12 protein-coding genes are annotated in these 16,164 nt (G+C 39.5%); 10 read left to right on the top strand and 2 right to left on the bottom strand.

Going from position 1 to position 16,164, the window contains the following annotated elements; all coding sequences use genetic code 11:
- Positions 1 to 2 precede the first annotated feature (2 nt).
- The 3 genes from GS399_RS13445 to GS399_RS13435 are packed head-to-tail and all read left to right on the top strand — an operon-like array spanning position 3 to position 5,429.
- A complete protein-coding gene (locus GS399_RS13445; RefSeq protein ID WP_160845168.1) occupies positions 3 to 728 on the top strand; it encodes an ImuA family protein in 726 nt (241 codons plus the stop codon).
- A complete protein-coding gene (locus tag GS399_RS13440) occupies positions 721 to 2,223 on the top strand; it encodes a Y-family DNA polymerase (protein WP_160845167.1) in 1,503 nt (500 codons plus the stop codon). Before GS399_RS13445 ends, GS399_RS13440 begins: the two co-directional genes overlap by 8 nt.
- Complete coding sequence (locus GS399_RS13435; protein WP_160845166.1) at positions 2,220 to 5,429, top strand: error-prone DNA polymerase; 3,210 nt, start codon at positions 2,220 to 2,222, stop codon at positions 5,427 to 5,429. Before GS399_RS13440 ends, GS399_RS13435 begins: the two co-directional genes overlap by 4 nt.
- A gap of 3 nt (positions 5,430 to 5,432) precedes the next feature.
- On the opposite strand, the gene GS399_RS13430 is transcribed toward GS399_RS13435, so the two are convergent.
- Positions 5,433 to 6,368 (bottom strand): SOS response-associated peptidase, encoded by a 936-nt coding sequence (locus tag GS399_RS13430; RefSeq protein WP_160845165.1) that lies wholly within the window; start codon positions 6,366 to 6,368, stop codon positions 5,433 to 5,435.
- Positions 6,317 to 6,619, bottom strand: a complete 303-nt coding sequence (locus GS399_RS13425; protein ID WP_160845164.1) for a hypothetical protein — start codon at positions 6,617 to 6,619, stop codon at positions 6,317 to 6,319. Before GS399_RS13425 ends, GS399_RS13430 begins: the two co-directional genes overlap by 52 nt.
- Before the next feature lie 328 nt (positions 6,620 to 6,947).
- Between GS399_RS13425 and GS399_RS13420 the strand changes: the two genes are divergently transcribed.
- The 7 genes from GS399_RS13420 to GS399_RS13390 all read left to right on the top strand — a co-directional run bounded on the left by GS399_RS13420 (position 6,948) and on the right by GS399_RS13390 (position 16,155).
- Positions 6,948 to 8,099 carry a DUF262 domain-containing protein gene (locus tag GS399_RS13420; protein ID WP_160845163.1) on the top strand — a complete coding sequence of 384 codons (1,152 nt, stop codon included), beginning with the start codon at positions 6,948 to 6,950 and terminating at the stop codon, positions 8,097 to 8,099.
- The gene (locus GS399_RS13415; protein WP_160845162.1) at positions 8,099 to 9,217 is read left to right on the top strand and encodes an AAA family ATPase; all 1,119 of its coding nucleotides are present in this window, start codon (positions 8,099 to 8,101) and stop codon (positions 9,215 to 9,217) included. The genes GS399_RS13420 and GS399_RS13415 overlap by 1 nt, the downstream gene beginning before the upstream one ends.
- Positions 9,218 to 9,233: 16 nt before the next feature.
- Positions 9,234 to 10,193 carry a hypothetical protein gene (locus tag GS399_RS13410; RefSeq protein ID WP_160845161.1) on the top strand — a complete coding sequence of 320 codons (960 nt, stop codon included), beginning with the start codon at positions 9,234 to 9,236 and terminating at the stop codon, positions 10,191 to 10,193.
- A gap of 311 nt (positions 10,194 to 10,504) precedes the next feature.
- Complete coding sequence (locus tag GS399_RS13405) at positions 10,505 to 12,250, top strand: restriction endonuclease subunit S (protein WP_160845160.1); 1,746 nt, start codon at positions 10,505 to 10,507, stop codon at positions 12,248 to 12,250.
- Complete coding sequence (locus tag GS399_RS13400) at positions 12,237 to 13,820, top strand: AAA family ATPase (protein ID WP_160845159.1); 1,584 nt, start codon at positions 12,237 to 12,239, stop codon at positions 13,818 to 13,820. The genes GS399_RS13405 and GS399_RS13400 overlap by 14 nt, the downstream gene beginning before the upstream one ends.
- Positions 13,817 to 14,713, top strand: coding sequence for a hypothetical protein (locus GS399_RS13395; RefSeq protein WP_160845158.1), 897 nt, complete (start codon positions 13,817 to 13,819; stop codon positions 14,711 to 14,713). Before GS399_RS13400 ends, GS399_RS13395 begins: the two co-directional genes overlap by 4 nt.
- Positions 14,710 to 16,155, top strand: a complete 1,446-nt coding sequence (locus GS399_RS13390) for a type I restriction-modification system subunit M (protein WP_160845157.1) — start codon at positions 14,710 to 14,712, stop codon at positions 16,153 to 16,155. Before GS399_RS13395 ends, GS399_RS13390 begins: the two co-directional genes overlap by 4 nt.
- Positions 16,156 to 16,164 lie beyond the last annotated feature (9 nt).

Here is a 16,164-nt window from a genome sequence, read left to right as displayed (position 1 = left end):
CCATGACTGCTACGAAAGAAGAAATCATCAGCAAACTCAGGCAGGATATGATCCGCTGGGAGGGCTTCCGTCCGCCACAACCCGGCACGGACAATGACCTGGGCCTTGGCCCGGTAGCCGCCGCTTTTCAAGACGGGGTATTTCCAACCGGAGCGATCCACGAATTTATAAGCAACTGTCCGGAAGACACCGCCGCCAGTGGCGGATTTATTGCCGGTCTTGTTCAAAAACTATTGGGCAACGGTGGGGCGTGCCTGTGGATCAGTTATACCCGCCGCATTTACCCGCCAGCGCTAAAACTTTTTGGCGTCGATCCTGACCGTGTTATTTTTGTGGACGTTCCGTTGCAGAAAGATGTACTTTGGGTTACCGAAGAAGCGCTGAAGTGTGAGGGTGTTGCTACTGTTATTTGTGAAACAAAAGACCTCAGTTTTACAGAATCCCAGCGATTACAATTAGCCGTTGAAAAAAGCCATGTAACCGGATTTGTATTACGAAAAGATGTCAAAAAAGTCAATACGACTGCCTGCGTAACCCGTTGGCAAATCCGACCTGTACGCAGCCAGCTTAGAACCGGAATGCCCGGCGTCGGCCATCCGCGCTGGCAGGTTGAATTGCTGAAAGTGAGGAACGGCAGGCCAGGCAACTGGACTGTAGAATGGAAAAAACAGGATTTTCAAACGATCACCACACCGCAGCGTACGGAGGAAGCGCGCCGTTATGCCTAAGCGTTTTGCGTCCATATGGTTCCGGCATTTACTCACAGACTGGAAGGCAATCCGCCAGACCGGGCTGAAAGGGAAAGCCTATGTCTTCGCCGAACCCGACCATGGACGTATGCTCATTACCGCGCTGACGGATGAAGCCCGTAAGTATGGAGTAACGGAAGGTATGACCGTTGCCGATGCACGGGTGATTGCGCCGGATCTCCATGTTTTCGACGGTAAACCGGGCCGCAACCTGAAATTACTGACCGGCCTCGCGGAATGGTGCCTGCGATATACGCCACTCGTACAGCTTGATCCGCCTGACGGTTTATTACTGGATGTGACCGGCTGCACACATTTGAAAGGCGGGGAAAAAGCTTTTTTGCAAGAGATTGTTTCGCGTTTAAAAGCAATTGGCTATGACATTCGCCCGGCGATTGCCGATACCATCGGAACCGCCTGGGGCGTTGCCCGCTGTGCGACCACCGGCCTCATCGTACCAAAGGGAGAACACCGGAATGCCCTAATGCCTTTACCACCTTCAGCGCTCCGTTTGCCTATGAATCAATTGTTGAAACTGCGGAATTTGGGCTTGCATCAGATCAGTAGTTTTATTTACATGCCAAACGCCGTCCTGCGCAGGCGCTTTGGTAAAGATATGGTACTGCGGCTGCAACAAGCACTCGGTCAGGAGGTAGAATATTTATTTCCGCTTAAAGAGCCAGTGCCATACAGCGTACGCCTCGATTGCCTGGAACCCGTCCGCACCCGAACGGCTATAGAAATTGGTTTGAATGATCTGCTTGAAAGGCTTTGTAAAAGACTTTATGGCGAAGGTCTCGGTGTCCGATCCGCTATATTAACCTGGTACCGGGTAGACGGCAAGAACGGGAACATTAGCATAGGCACGAATCATCCCAGTAACCGAACACAGCACTTATTCAAATTATTTTTTATTAAGCTGGAAACCATCGCGCCGGGACTTGGCATTGAATTATTTGTGTTGGATGCACTGAAGACGGAACCTATCAACGATAAGCAAAGTGAAATTTGGTCAGCCGGAGGCGGCGCGGATAGTGAAGAAGTAGCCGAACTGCTTGACCGGGTAGCAGGTCGGATCGGCACAGCTCATATTAATCGTTACCTGCCTGCGGAACATTATTGGCCTGAACGTACACCGGAACCAAACTGCAATTTAAAAAAGAAACCCGAAAGTGATTGGCGCACAGATAAGCCACGGCCTATGCAAATACTGGATCATCCGGAACGTATTGAAGCGATGGCGCTAACACCGGATTACCCACCCAAGCTATTTATCTGGAAAGGTGAACAGCATATCATCGTAGGTGCCGACGGCCCTGAGCGCATCGAACGTGAATGGTGGCTCGAACCGGGCGAACACCGGGACTACTATATCGCCGAAGATGAAGCAGGGCGTCGTTATTGGCTTTTTCGCTCAGGCCACTATAATGCAGAAAACAATCAACACTGGTATCTACATGGCTTTTTCGCATGAGTTACGTCGAATTACAGGTGACCAGCAATTTCAGCTTTCGGCGCGGCGGCAGTCACCCGGAAGAACTCGTCGACCAGGCGGCCGATTTGGGGTATGATGCGATTGGCATCAGTGATCGTAACACTTTTGCAGGTGTTGTCCGTGCTTACCAAGTTGCTAAAGACCGCAATATCCGGCTGATTCCCGGTGTTCGCCTTGACCTGCTCGATGGCCCAAGCTTGCTGGCCTATCCAACGGACAAAGAATCCTATGCCCGGCTTTCCGCTTTGCTTACATTGGGCAATTTACGTGCTGAAAAAGAAAAATGTTATATTTCTAAAAGGGATGTTTACCAGCATTCCGAAGGGTCTTATTTTATAATTATACCACCCGACAAGATCACCCAAGATTTTGAATTTGAACTTGTATTTACGCACCATGTAAGAGATTACAAGCAAAACCTGCGCAACCTTTATCTCGCTGCAACCAAGTATTATACTGGCGATGATGCCAAGCGCCTTTTCCTGTTAGCTGAATTAAATATCCCATTGGTCGCCACTAATGACGTTCATTATCATCACCCTAACAGAAGGGAACTGCAAGACGTTGTGACTTGTATTCGGGAAAAATGCACCATTTTTAATGCTGGTTATAAACTGCATCAAAATGCCGAAAGGCATCTTAAAGAAAAAGCTGAGATGGAGCGCTTATTCCGCAATTATCCGGAAGCGATCATTAATGCCCGAACTATTGCCGATGCCTGCCGGTTCGACCTGAAATCACTAAAATACAAATATCCCAGTGAACTGACCACTGACGGGCGTACACCTCAGCAGCAATTGGAATACCTCGCCTGGAAAGGTGCGAATAGCTTTTATAATAACAACATACCGTCAAAAGTCAAAAAAGCTATTGAAGATGAATTGGAGATCATTGCAGAATTGGATGTTCCAGATTATTTCCTTACTGTAGAAGACTATGTGACCTGGGCCAGAAACCAGCGTATCCTTTGTCAGGGCCGGGGATCTGCCGCTAATTCCGCAGTTTGTTTTGTACTCGGTATTACTTCGGTCGCACCTGATAAATCTAATTTGCTCTTCGCCCGTTTCCTTTCCAAAGAGCGTAACGAACCGCCTGACATTGATGTAGACTTTGAGCATGAACGGCGGGAAGAAGTAATGCAGTATGTCTACAATCGCTTTGGCCGTGACCGTGCAGCTATCCTGCCAACCGTATTCATGCTCCATTACAAAGGTGCGGTAAATGATGTTGGACGCGCCATGGGACTTTCGGTAGATGTGATCAAGCAGCTATCGGATGCTTACGGCGATCTGTCCGATGAGGAAATTACGGCGGCGCAAGTCGGCGCTTTGGGGCTTAATCACAAAGACCCTCATTTGTTGAAAGTGATAGAACTTACCTCTTTGCTAATCGGTTTTCCACGTCAGCTTGGCCAGCATACGGGGGGCTTTGTCATTACTGATGGCAAGCTAAGCGACCTGTGCCCGATCTTCCATGCCCGCATGGAGAACCGCACGAATATCGAATGGAATAAGGACGACATAGACGCCCTCGGTTTTATGAAAGTAGATATTTTGTCTTTGGGAATGCTGACCTGTATTCGTAAGGCTTTTGATTTGGTGCAAAACCATTACGGTATTACACTCACTTTAGCCAATATCCAACAGGATGATCCCAAAGTTTATGAAATGATCACTGCCGCAGATACCGTTGGCGTGTTTCAGATCGAGAGCCGTGCCCAAATGTCTATGCTGCCGCGAATGAAGCCTACCTGCTTTTATGACCTGGTGATCGAAGTGGCGATTGTAAGGCCAGGCCCGATACAAGGCGATATGGTGCATCCCTATATCAGGCGACGGAATGGTGAAGAAGCTGTAGATTATCCTTCGGAAGAAATTAAATCTATATTGGAGCGCACACTCGGCGTACCGTTGTTCCAGGAACAGGCGATGGAACTGGCCATCGTAGCTGCAGGTTTCACACCAGGAGAAGCTGATCTGCTGCGCCGTACTATGGCGACCTTCAAATTCAACGGTTTGGTCAGTAAGTTTGAGCATAAGTTGATCACTGGAATGACCTCGCGAGGTTATACTGAAGAATATGCCCGCCGTATCTTCAAACAGTTGGAGGGATTTGGGAGTTATGGTTTTCCTGAGAGCCACGCCGCCAGTTTTGCTTTGCTTGTTTACGTTTCATGCTGGCTTAAATTTTATTACCCCGAAGTATTCTGCGCTGCTTTACTTAATAGTCAGCCCATGGGCTTTTACCAACCTGCGCAGATCGTTAGGAATGCCCGTGAGCATGGTGTTAAGATGCTGCCTATTGATGTTAATCTTTCACAATGGGACAATACGCTTGAAGCCAAGCAAGGTGAATATTTTGCACATCGATTAGGGTTAAGGGAAATTGATGGCATTCGAAAAGAGGAAATGGAAAAGCTGGTGGCGGGCAGAACTAAACCCTATACGGCTCCTCATCAACTTTGTGATGCCGGAGTCAGCGTAGCCACGATGGAAAAACTCGCCAATGCCGATGCTTTCCGTTCTATGGGACTTGACCGCAGACGCGCGCTTTGGGAGGTATCTGCACTACATGACCGTCCCGTGCAATTGATGCAAGGCCAACCATCAGAAAGCGTTCACGAGCCGGAAGTGAGCCTGCCTGAACTACGCTTGTCCGAACACGTCGTGCAAGACTATACAACAACCGGGCTTTCTATCAAAGGCCATCCACTCAGCTTTATTCGGCATACGCTTGAGTTGTTGCATATCAAAACAGCTAAAGAAGCAAATACCACTGAAAATAAAACGGTCATTAAAACCGCAGGCTTAATTTTGATCCGCCAGCGCCCAGGGACAGCTAAAGGAGTTTGCTTTATAACATTGGAAGATGAAACTGGCACAACCAACCTGGTTGTTTTTCCAAAACTGTTCGATAAATACCGCAAAGAAATTTTACATGCACGGTTACTGATGGTTGAAGGAGTGGTAGAACGTACTGAAGTTACGCACATCATTGTGCGCCGCGTTTTCGATATCACAAAACTTTTGGGTGATCTAACCGCAATCCGTAACGAGAAACAACCCGTTTTGACGTTGTCACGAGCTGATGAAAAAGCCTCCCCATTTATTCCGATGGAAAAACCGTTAAAGTCTCTCGATACCGAATCGGCCAACTACCTGCACAAAGGCAGGAATTTTAAATAAACATTAGTTGAACAGGTCGCCTTGGGGATTCATACCTGGCGGATAATAAGTTCTGACGGTACTTTCGACTACTGTACCTGATGGCCGCTCGGCACCAGCCAGTACAGGCTCAAGATCGTCGGGCCAATGATTAAACTTTAGTTCCTCAGCAAAGTCAAGGTAAGCCGTGTCTATCGGCGCTAATTCCTGAAAGTCACGCGGCGTCGCTTCTTTAGCGGTGCGATAATCTGGATCAATCGTACAAAACTCTAATAAGCGTGACGGTATTTGTGTGCGGGCAATGGTGCTCAATCGTTCCTCGTCCGGCTTTTTGAGTAACCATTCATACGCCAGGTCTTCCGTTAATATCGTCGGCATGCGCAATTTAGTATTATGAACTTGGCGCATAAGGGCATTGGCCTCTGTAATTCCAATAGCGACGGTATTTACAAACTGGCTCGTTTCCGGGTCTAACCATTCGTTATATAAACCTGGCATAAAAAAATACTCCTGGTTCTTTACCGTTACATAATATGGATATTTGATCGTCTCTTTTAACTCCTGTCCTTTTTTGCCAATCTTCGGTACATGTCGGCTTTCGACAATGCCAGTAGATAACACCAGGCAACGACGATTCTTAGCTGCGGATGACCACATAGACCGTTTGCCGTCCTCTTTCAAAAAAAGATTTTCTGATTTAAAATTAAGGGTAGTGTATTTGGCGCGGAAAATGTTGGCTTCAGAGCGGGTTTTTACAAAACCCGGCACATAACCCCATTCGGCCTGCACAATCTCAAAGCTTCGTCCATCTTCAGACGGAATTAATATCGCACAGGGGGCGTAGTTAAAGCCGTTATGAACGCCAACATTTAGAAAGTTATAATTCCTAATCGCTTTTTCTATGCCTTTTAATCGAATAAATTCCGAGCGGGTAACTTTTTGTCCGTTGTAGTAACACATACTTGGTTCCTCCTGTATTCACGAATATACATAGCAATAATCTTGCCTGCAAATTCTGCTTCTTCTTGACGTCCTTCGGGAAGGGATGTCCAAAATTTTACCCCATCAGTATCTTCAGCTATGGTAATATTTAAAGGCGGTTTGGAATTGGGATAGACAATATGGTAAACCCGAGCCGACTTGATCGTGTGGCCGCTCACCCGGACTAACTGTCCGTTTAACTCCACGTCAAATGTCTTTGGATCATTCATAATTCAAATATACTAACAAAATTAGTAATATTACGGAGTGGCGTTATTTTGATATTGAAATGATGGGAACTAAAAGATTTACTGGCTAAAATAAAAGGAATTTTCTATTTGTAATCATATTTTAAATTAGCATTTACTCACCGCAATGGGTTGGCAGTATCGATTATTTGGGCGACTGTTGCTTTTGTGATAATTTATTAACTTCCTCGGTTACTTTACTGTTCGTGTTATTATTAACGTGATTTGAATTATAACGCAAAGTATAGCGATATTTACTAAATAGCAAACCAATTATTTTAGCGATTTTTGAAAAGTTTAAATTTAAGAAATGTCTCAAGAAGAATTACAAGAAGAAAATAAAGAGTTAATCGAAATTGAGGCGACCGATGAAGATAGTATAGAGGATGTTGATGATATCGTTAGCCCGTTTGATCCCAAAGATATAAAAATCATAGTTGAGCCTAAAACCATAGACCATTTAGTTCAACGGCTACGATTTGATGAAATTGATTTGAACACAGAATTTCAAAGAAAGGGTAATCTTTGGAAAGCAGATGCTCAAAGTAGACTTATTGAATCCATTTTGCTGCGTTTTCCATTGCCAGCATTTTATTTTGATGCGGAAGATGATAATAAATGGTTGGTGGTTGACGGATTGCAAAGAATTTGGACGATAAAAAACTTTGTAATTAATAGCGAACTGAACGATGACAATTACAAGCCACTCGAATTAGTTGGTTTAGATATTTTAACTGATTATAACGCTAAAGGAATTACCTATAAGGACTTAAACCGCGCGATGCAGAGAAGAATACTGGAAACTACTATTACAACATATTTAATTCAACCTGGAACACCGAAACAAGTTAAATATAATATTTTCAGAAGAATCAATACAGGCGGTTTGGGTTTAAATCCAATGGAAATAAGAAACGCTCTAAATCAAGGCAAACCGTCAATTTTTTTAAAAAATCTTTCCGAAGATCAAGAATTAAGAGGATTGTTGAAAATTCAGGATCGGAGAATGGAGGATCGAGAATTGTATTTGAGAGCAATTGCCTTTATTAATGATAGTTATCAAAAATACAAAACACCTTTATCGGGATTTTTGGATAAGGCATTAGAAGCGCTTGATGGGAAAACAGACGCAGAACTATTAGATATTAGAAATGGCATTATAAAGGCAATTAAAGTTCAATATGAATTATTTGGTCGCGATGTATTCAGTAGGTCAATAGACAAAAAAAGTAACTTGAAATTAAATAGTGCCTTATTTGAAGTTTGGGTATCGGAGGTCTACAAACTAAACGATAGCCAACAAAAAAAATTGATAAAAAATAAAGAAAAATTAACCTCTAAATATATCGCACTGATAGCAAATCCAGATTTCTCTCGTGTTGTTTCAACTTCCACATCGGGTTATTCATCAGTACAAATGCGTTTTGAAAAAATAAAGGAACTTATTAATAATTACATCTAATGATCACAAGAGTATTAATGCAAAATTTCAAAGCTTTTAAAGAAGCTGAAATTAATTTAACAGCTTTAAATCTCTTTACCGGCTTAAACGGAATGGGTAAATCTTCTTTCCTGCAATCACTTTTATTACTAAGACAGTCTGAAATTGAAGGGATTACTTTATTAGGAGGCTTACGTTTGAAAGGTAATCTTATTGATATAGGTAAGGGAAAAGATGCATATTGCGTTAATGCAACGGATGATTATATAAAATTTGAAGTTGATATTGATTATGAAAATATGATCAATGTCTCTTATAAATATATAGCAGAAACAGATATATTACCAGGTATTAATGAAAAAATCATGTTAGATCATAGAGGGGATAACATGGCTTTGCTCACAAATAACTTCAAATATTTAAGAGCAGAAAGGATTGCACCTGAACACAACTATAAAGCAAATTTATCCGCAGTACAAAGGGATGGATTTTTAGGGTATAAGGGAGAGAATGCTGGATTATTTATAGCATTAAATAAACTGGAACCTGTTACCCTTGAATCTGTTAAACATCCCTTGGCAAAAGCAAATAATTTAATTTCAAATATTGATGCTTGGATGAACGAAATAACGCCCGGTACTCATGTTATTTCGACCTACTATAATGATCTCGATATTGTAAAGCTTTCTTATCAATTTGAAACAGGATCAGATGTTACTCCTGAATTTAGCCCAGTAAATGTTGGGTTTGGCTTTACATATACGTTGCCGATATTAACTGCAATACTTTCTGCTAAAAAAGGCGATTTAATAATAATTGAAAATCCAGAATCCCATTTACACCCGCATGGGCAAGCCAAAATGGGTGAGTTAATTGCTAAAGCAGCAAATGATGGTGTTCAATTAATAGTCGAGTCGCATTCTGACCATTTGCTCAACGGGATTAGAATTGCTGTTAAAAATAAAGACGTTGATTTTGAGGAGGTATCCATATTTTATTTTGAAAGGGATGTAAAAAACAATGAACATATAACCACTATCGACCAGCCTACAATTGACATTAATGGCAGATTAAGTCATAAGCCTAAAGGATTTTTTGACGAATATTCTAAACAGTTAGATGTTTTAATAAAACCTTAAGTAGCAAATGATTTACATGCTCAACGAACTTTCTCTAAGGAAAGTTAATTCAAAAGCCAATGCTCAATCACTTATGTCTGAATTTGTCAATGCTGCAAGCCATGCATCAGTACATGGGTTTTCAGAAATTAGGTTATATGAGGGTGCTATTCAAACTTTTTACCAAATTCCACTGTGGGACGATTACAACATTGATAATTGGCTACGGGATAATTCTGTAAATGATGATGTCAAAGATAAGTTTAGGGTCATAATTGGTACTTTTCCTTTATTTAAGGAAGAAGAATTTATAGCTAATGAGCAATTTACCCGGTCTGAATTTGCATATAATTATGCGGGTAAGGAAGAAATAATTTTTGGGTTAGGAGCTGCGTACATATACAATACTCTTGCAATAAGCCTTATTTCACATGATTGCTGGAGTAATACAGGTGTGCCAATTAGTCACTATTTCATGAAAGGTGATGGAACAGACGATACAGTCAACGTTGAGGCAAAAAATTTCTTTGATATCATATCCTTCGATTTTCACCTTGATTGGTGGAATAAACTTAGAGTAGACAACTTGGCGAAAAGTCAAGAACTTTGGGACAGGAGAAATGAATTTTTTCCGCATTTAGAATTTAGCCCTGAAGTTGAAGATCAGATAAAAAAATTAGGTTTTTCAAAATTCCTCTTTCAAATTATAGAAAGGTTAAAATCGTTAAACGAATTCGCAAAAAATTGGACTAAGGGAAATTTTGATGTTAATGGCGTTAATGGCTCAACAAACCTAAATATATCTTCTGAATCCGATGCAACTTTAAAAAAATACGGGACGTTGCGCAAGTTTACAATACCAGGCAATGGAAAAGAAATTTTCGATTTACATATTAAGACCGGCGATTTAAGATTTCATTTTTTTGCCGACCCAAAGAAAAACAAAATTTATATTGGTTACATAGGTAAACATCTGCGTACCGTTCTTTATAAATAGAAATTTTTATATCCAATTCCATAACCCAATCATTGAGGAGCGCAGACATTATTAAAGGAATGAGCTTCAATAATAGTGCCCCCAAATAAAGCATTTTAGTAATCAGGGTTTTAAAAATGGAGCCCCAAATTATGGCCACATAGGCAATTAAGAATACCACTTTCTCATATTTTATTTAGTATTTTCGAACTACTTTAGCTTCAATAGCTAATTATAACAACCCATTGGTGAGAACTTATTCAGTTTGAATCACAATCGGTCATTATAAAACATAATTAAATCCCTAAAATATTGTTGTTTGGAGAGCCTTAATGGAGAAAGTTGAATTATATAATATCCCTTCAAACTGGGTATGGGCAAACATTACTGATATTGCATATATCCTTGATCATTTAAGAGAGCCGGTCAATAGTAAAGAGCGACAAAGAAGAATTGACGGTAAAGAAGAACACAAACTATTTCCGTATTATGGAGCCACTGGCCAGGTAGGATATATTGACGATTACCTTACTGATGATGATTATATTTTAATTGGTGAAGATGGAGCACCATTTTTCGATCCATTTAAAAGTAAAGCATATCCTATAAGTGGAAAATCATGGGTGAATAATCATGCTCATATAATAAAAGCACATGAGTTTTTTTCTCAGAAATTTTTACTTAATTATCTAAATCAATTTGATTATAAAAAATACGTTAATGGCACAACTCGTTTAAAATTAACAAAGGGAAGTTTAGAAACTTTTCCAGTACCTGTACCGCCAATTAAAGAACAAGAAAGGATTACTGAAAAAATTGATGAACTGTTCAGTGAATTAGATAAAAGCGTCGATTCATTTAAATTAATCCAAGCACAATTATCTATTTACAGACAGGTAGTTTTAAAACTGGCGTTCGAGGGGCATTTCTCAAGTAGTTGGCGAATTGCGAATAACCCAGAGCCTGGCATAAATATAATTGAACGGTTAATTGTCAAAAATGAAGAAGATTATAAACTCCAAATGGTTATTTGGTTGGAGCAGGTAGAACGATGGAAAATAGAAAAAAAGATTACCACCAAACCGGTCAAGCCAAAAACGCCCAAGGTTGTTGCCAATTTATCACAAGCTCAGGTAGATGTCTTGCCTTCAATTCCTAAAGAATGGTCATGGACTAAATTAAGCGCTTTTACTGAAATTACCAGTGGAGTGACTAAAGGAAAGAAGTATAACAATATCGAAACTTTTGAGGTTCCTTATTTAGGAGTAGCAAACGTTCAAGATGGTTATTTAAATTTAATAGGTTTAAGAAATATTAGTGTCAGCCATTTTGAACTGGAAAAGTATAAGTTAAAATATGGCGACATATTATATACTGAAGGAGGGGATAAAGATAAATTAGGGCGAGGTACGATTTGGAAAAATGAAGTATCACCCTGTATCCATCAAAACCATATTTTTCGCGCTCGTATTGAAACCGATGAAATTAATCCAATCTTTTGCGCACTATATTCAGGTACAAGAATCGCCAAGGATTATTTCTTTTCTAAAGCAAAACAAACTACAAACCTTGCTTCAATCAATTTATCAGTACTTTCTGATTTACCTTTTCCAATAATGTCAAAAGTTGAACAAGATATGATTGTGAATTATATCGAAACTCAAAATTCAATGATTGACTATTTAGAAAATTCAATACAAAAAGCACTTGCCGAATTAAATACTTTGCGGCAAAGTGTTTTAAAGTTTGCATTTAACGGTAAACTGGTATTGGCGATTCCCGAAGAAGAATCAGGAAAATTACTATTAGAAAGAATTAACTTAGATAAAATTAATTACCAGGTAAAACCGGCGAAACGTAGGATTATCAACCAACAAAAAAAGCAAATGAGTGCCAAGAATTTAACAATTATTGATGTTTTAAAAGCATCACCTGGGCCTATTTCTGCGAAATCGGTTTGGGAGCAAAGTAAATATAGCGAGGATATAGAAGCTTTTTATTCTGAATTGAAAAAGGTTCAAAGTCAAGTAGTTGAAGTAGAAAAAGGGATGTTATCATTAATAGATGAGAATAGATAAAGTTCATATTGTCACAAGATTTAAAAATCTGGAGGACTTTAAAATTGATATCGCAGAAGCTGCGATGGAAACTGTTTTACTTGGATTAAATGCGACCGGCAAATCAAATTTCCTCGAGGCTTTAGTTATCATTTTTAGGGATTTGGATTTGAACTTTAATTATAACAGAAAACAAACTCCTCCCTTTCATTTTTACATTAAATATGAGTGTAGGGGCAGAAATATCGAAGTAACTTATAAAGGAAGGTACCAATTTAAGGTAAATGATATAATTGTTACCACAGAGTTTACAAAAAGCGTTGAGCAATATTTACCCAAACATGTCTTTATATATTACTCAGGAATTAGCGACCGTCTAAGGGATTTATATATTCCCCATCAAAAGCTTTACTACGAGCAAATTATTAAAGAGGGCGCAAGGTTATCACAATTTGACTCCATTCGTAGAATTTTTCTCGTTCAAAATATTCACGCCAATTTTGCTTTAATAGCATTTTTCTTATTCCCTGATCAATCACAGGAAACTTTGGAATTTCTTAAACAGGAATTGAACATAACAGAATTCGGCTCGGCGCTATTTATGTTAAAACAGCCTGTATGGGGGAAAGGAAAAACTTCACAGGACAAGTTTTGGGGCGCTAAAGGTTTGGTAAGGAAATTACTGGACGACTTACTTAAATATTCATTTGCTCCAATTGAGGATAAGGCCCGAATCAGTGTGAGTTATAAGCAAGCCGAAACTCAAAACAGATTATACCTTTACATCAAGGATTTAGCAGATTTTAAAAAACTGGTAGAATCCAATTATAAAAACAAAATCGAACTTTTCAATGCATTGGAAAGTATTTACATTTCCGATTTACTTCATGATGTAAAGATAAAAGTGGGTAAAAAATATGTTGATGAAGAATTAGCAATGAGTGAACTAAGTGAGGGCGAAAAACAGCTACTCACAGTTTTAGGGCTGTTGAAATTTACCAAAGATGAGGAATCTTTGATATTGCTTGATGAACCTGATACGCATCTAAATCCGATGTGGAAGTGGAAATATTTAGATTATTTAGATAAAGTAGTTAAGCGTCAAGCCAGCACCCAAATTATTTTTTGTTCACATGATCCTCTCGTAATTGGAAATTTAAAAAGAAACCAGGTTCAAATTTTTAAAAAAGACGCTACAGGTAAGACAGAAGCGAGCAACCCATTTGTTAGCCCACGTGAAATGAGCGTCTCCAAAATATTAACAAGTGAATTGTTCGGAATTCCTTCTCTAATGAGCAAAAAGCTTGAAGACCTTTTAAATGAAAAAAGGTATTTACAAGCAAAACTCACAAGGGGTGGCTTAGAAGAAAGTGATAGACGAATTTTTGATCGCCTAACAAGCTATTTTAACAGAATTGGATTCAATGACGAAACGGTGGACAGCCGTTATAATCGATTTCTTCAATTGACAAGCGAAAAGGAGGAATTCGTAAATCGCAAATATTCAAAAGATGAAGAAGAAAATTTAGACAAAATTGCTGCCGAAGTCTTAGATGAAATTTTGAAAGAAGAGGAAGCGAATAAAAAATGAAATATATTCCACTTACCGAATTAGAGGCCGCAGCTCAGGCTCTTGGTTGGGATGGTATTCGTCAAGGGCATCTTGCGGCAATGGCTGGAATGACCGCCCGTAATAGAAAAACATATATAAATAGCCATCCTGACTGGAACTTATTGCAGCCGGCGATGATGGCGTTATCCAATAATAAATGTTGGTATTCAGAAGCACCTGGAGGTAACAATGATTTTAGCGTAGAACACTTTAGACCCAAAAATCGTGCTGTTTACTCAGAAGATTACAAAGATGCTACCAGGGCCGCTACTGCTTATAAACCAAATGGATATTGGTGGAAAGCATATTGCTATGATAATTATAGGCTTTGTGGAACGTATGCAAATTTAAGAAGGACTGACCGACTAAATCCATCTGAGGGAACCAAAGGAAAAGGAAATTACTTCCCGCTTGATTTGGATGGTGTCGGAACATTTGCCGCCGATAACGCTAATCTTTCTTGTGAAATTCCTATTCTGTTAGACCCATGTGTAGAAGAAGATGTAGGCCTGTTGACTTTCGACGAAAATGGTCAAGTAATTAGCGCTGGGCAATCTGATTATGAACACAATAGGGTTCTTCAATCAATTTTTTATTATCATTTGGATTTAGAACAACTTACTAAAGAAAGATTGATAGCGTGGAAGGATTGTGAAAGAGAAATTAAAACTGCTAAAGATGCCATTGACAACGCGCCTGATGAAAGAGCGCGAAGAATCGTTATGGGAATTTCGTTGAGAAACATAAAAGATTATATAAAAAATCCAGCGCGGCCTTATTCTGCTGTTTCTAAAGCCTGCGTAATGGTTTATTCAGAATTGGATGGCTATAGTGCCTGGTTAAAACGATTTGTACGTGCTAATTTAATATGACAACAAAAAATTTAGTTTTAAAAATTTGGTCATTTTGTGATACATTAAGAGATGACGGACTCGGTTACAATGATTATTTAGAACAGTTAACGTATTTGCTGTTTCTAAAAATGGCCGATGAGAACACAAACAAATATGAATTGCCAAGTAATTGCAACTGGCAAAATTTGCTGAAAATTAAAGGGGGTGAACTTCTCGACCAATATGAAAAAGTATTAAAAACGCTGGCAGAAGCAGGTGGAATGCTGGAAAAAATTTTCACAGGAGCTCAAAACAAAATAAATGATTCAGCAAAACTTAAAAAGCTAATTAATCTAATAGACGAGGAAAATTGGACTTCTACCGGGATTGACATAAAGGGTGAAATTTATGAATCACTATTACAGAAAAATGCTGAAAATAGTGGTGCAGGCCAATATTTTACCCCACGGGCAGTCATTTCAGCTATGGTCGAATGTATTAATCCTGAACCTGGCGAAACTATCTCAGATCCAGCTTGTGGTACTGGAGGTTTTTTTCTTGGGGCGTTAGAACATATATTAAGAAACAAATTAAACGACAAACAAAATAAGTTTTTGAAGTTCGAAACTTTCCACGGATGGGAAATTGAAACTTCAACCGCCCGACTTTGTCTTATGAATTTATTTTTACACGGCGTTGGCGATCTTAAAGAAACTCCAGAAATAGAAGTAAGAGATAGCCTAAAAGTTTTACCGGCAAAAAAAACAAAAATTGTATTAGCAAATCCACCATTTGGAAAAAGTAGTAGTGACATTCCGACTCCAGATGTCAAATTATCGGATAAAGAAGGTTATTATTTAAGAGAAGATTTTTGGGTCACCACAAGCAATAAACAGCTTGCATTTTTGCAACATATTGTCGCTATGCTGGACGAAACTGGCCGAGCGGCTGTAGTGCTGCCGGATAACGTACTTTTTGAAGGCGGGGCAGGCGAATTAGTCAGAAGTACTCTTTTGAAGGAAGTAAATCTTCATACCATCTTAAGACTACCAACCGGAATTTTTTATGCACAAGGTGTAAATTCCAACGTGTTATTTTTTGACAAGGTCAGGGATTTATCAAAACCAGCTACGAATGAGATTTGGTATTACGATTATCGAACGAATATTAGACATACACCTAAAAAAAATCCGTTAAATGCAGCCAATCTGAAGGACTTTATCAAATCTTATAACTTTGGTAAATTAATGGAACGAAGAGAAACCTGGAGTACTTCGAACCCTACTGGTAGATGGCGAAAATATCACTATAATGATATTATAAAAAGGGACAAAATTAATTTAGATATATCTTGGCTAAAAGACGAGAATCTACTTGATTATGATAATCTTCCCGATCCAGATGATTTGATTGGAGATATAATTGTAAACATGGAAAATGCCTTGATGAATTTAAAAACAATGAAGGAATCACTATTATAATAATGCATT

The sequence above is a fragment of the Hufsiella arboris genome (genome assembly GCF_009834875.1).
Taxonomy (GTDB): Bacteria; Bacteroidota; Bacteroidia; order Sphingobacteriales; family Sphingobacteriaceae; genus Hufsiella_A; species Hufsiella_A arboris.
The sequence above is the reverse complement of the archived record's forward strand: the minus strand, read 5'-3'. Positions and strand labels throughout refer to the sequence as shown.

Bases quoted from the DNA above. Each gene is read 5' to 3' on its own strand.
- GS399_RS13390 (WP_160845157.1), top strand. From the start codon at position 14,710: ATGACAACAAAAAATTTAGTTTTAAAAATTTGGTCATTTTGTGATACA.
- GS399_RS13445 (WP_160845168.1), top strand. From the start codon at position 3: ATGACTGCTACGAAAGAAGAAATCATCAGCAAACTCAGGCAGGATATG.
- GS399_RS13435 (WP_160845166.1), top strand. From the start codon at position 2,220: ATGAGTTACGTCGAATTACAGGTGACCAGCAATTTCAGCTTTCGGCGC.
- GS399_RS13420 (WP_160845163.1), top strand. From the start codon at position 6,948: ATGTCTCAAGAAGAATTACAAGAAGAAAATAAAGAGTTAATCGAAATT.
- GS399_RS13400 (WP_160845159.1), top strand. From the start codon at position 12,237: ATGAGAATAGATAAAGTTCATATTGTCACAAGATTTAAAAATCTGGAG.
- GS399_RS13425 (WP_160845164.1), bottom strand. From the start codon at position 6,619: ATGAATGATCCAAAGACATTTGACGTGGAGTTAAACGGACAGTTAGTC.
- GS399_RS13395 (WP_160845158.1), top strand. From the start codon at position 13,817: ATGAAATATATTCCACTTACCGAATTAGAGGCCGCAGCTCAGGCTCTT.
- GS399_RS13415 (WP_160845162.1), top strand. From the start codon at position 8,099: ATGATCACAAGAGTATTAATGCAAAATTTCAAAGCTTTTAAAGAAGCT.
- GS399_RS13410 (WP_160845161.1), top strand. From the start codon at position 9,234: ATGCTCAACGAACTTTCTCTAAGGAAAGTTAATTCAAAAGCCAATGCT.
- GS399_RS13405 (WP_160845160.1), top strand. From the start codon at position 10,505: ATGGAGAAAGTTGAATTATATAATATCCCTTCAAACTGGGTATGGGCA.
- GS399_RS13440 (WP_160845167.1), top strand. From the start codon at position 721: ATGCCTAAGCGTTTTGCGTCCATATGGTTCCGGCATTTACTCACAGAC.
- GS399_RS13430 (WP_160845165.1), bottom strand. From the start codon at position 6,368: ATGTGTTACTACAACGGACAAAAAGTTACCCGCTCGGAATTTATTCGA.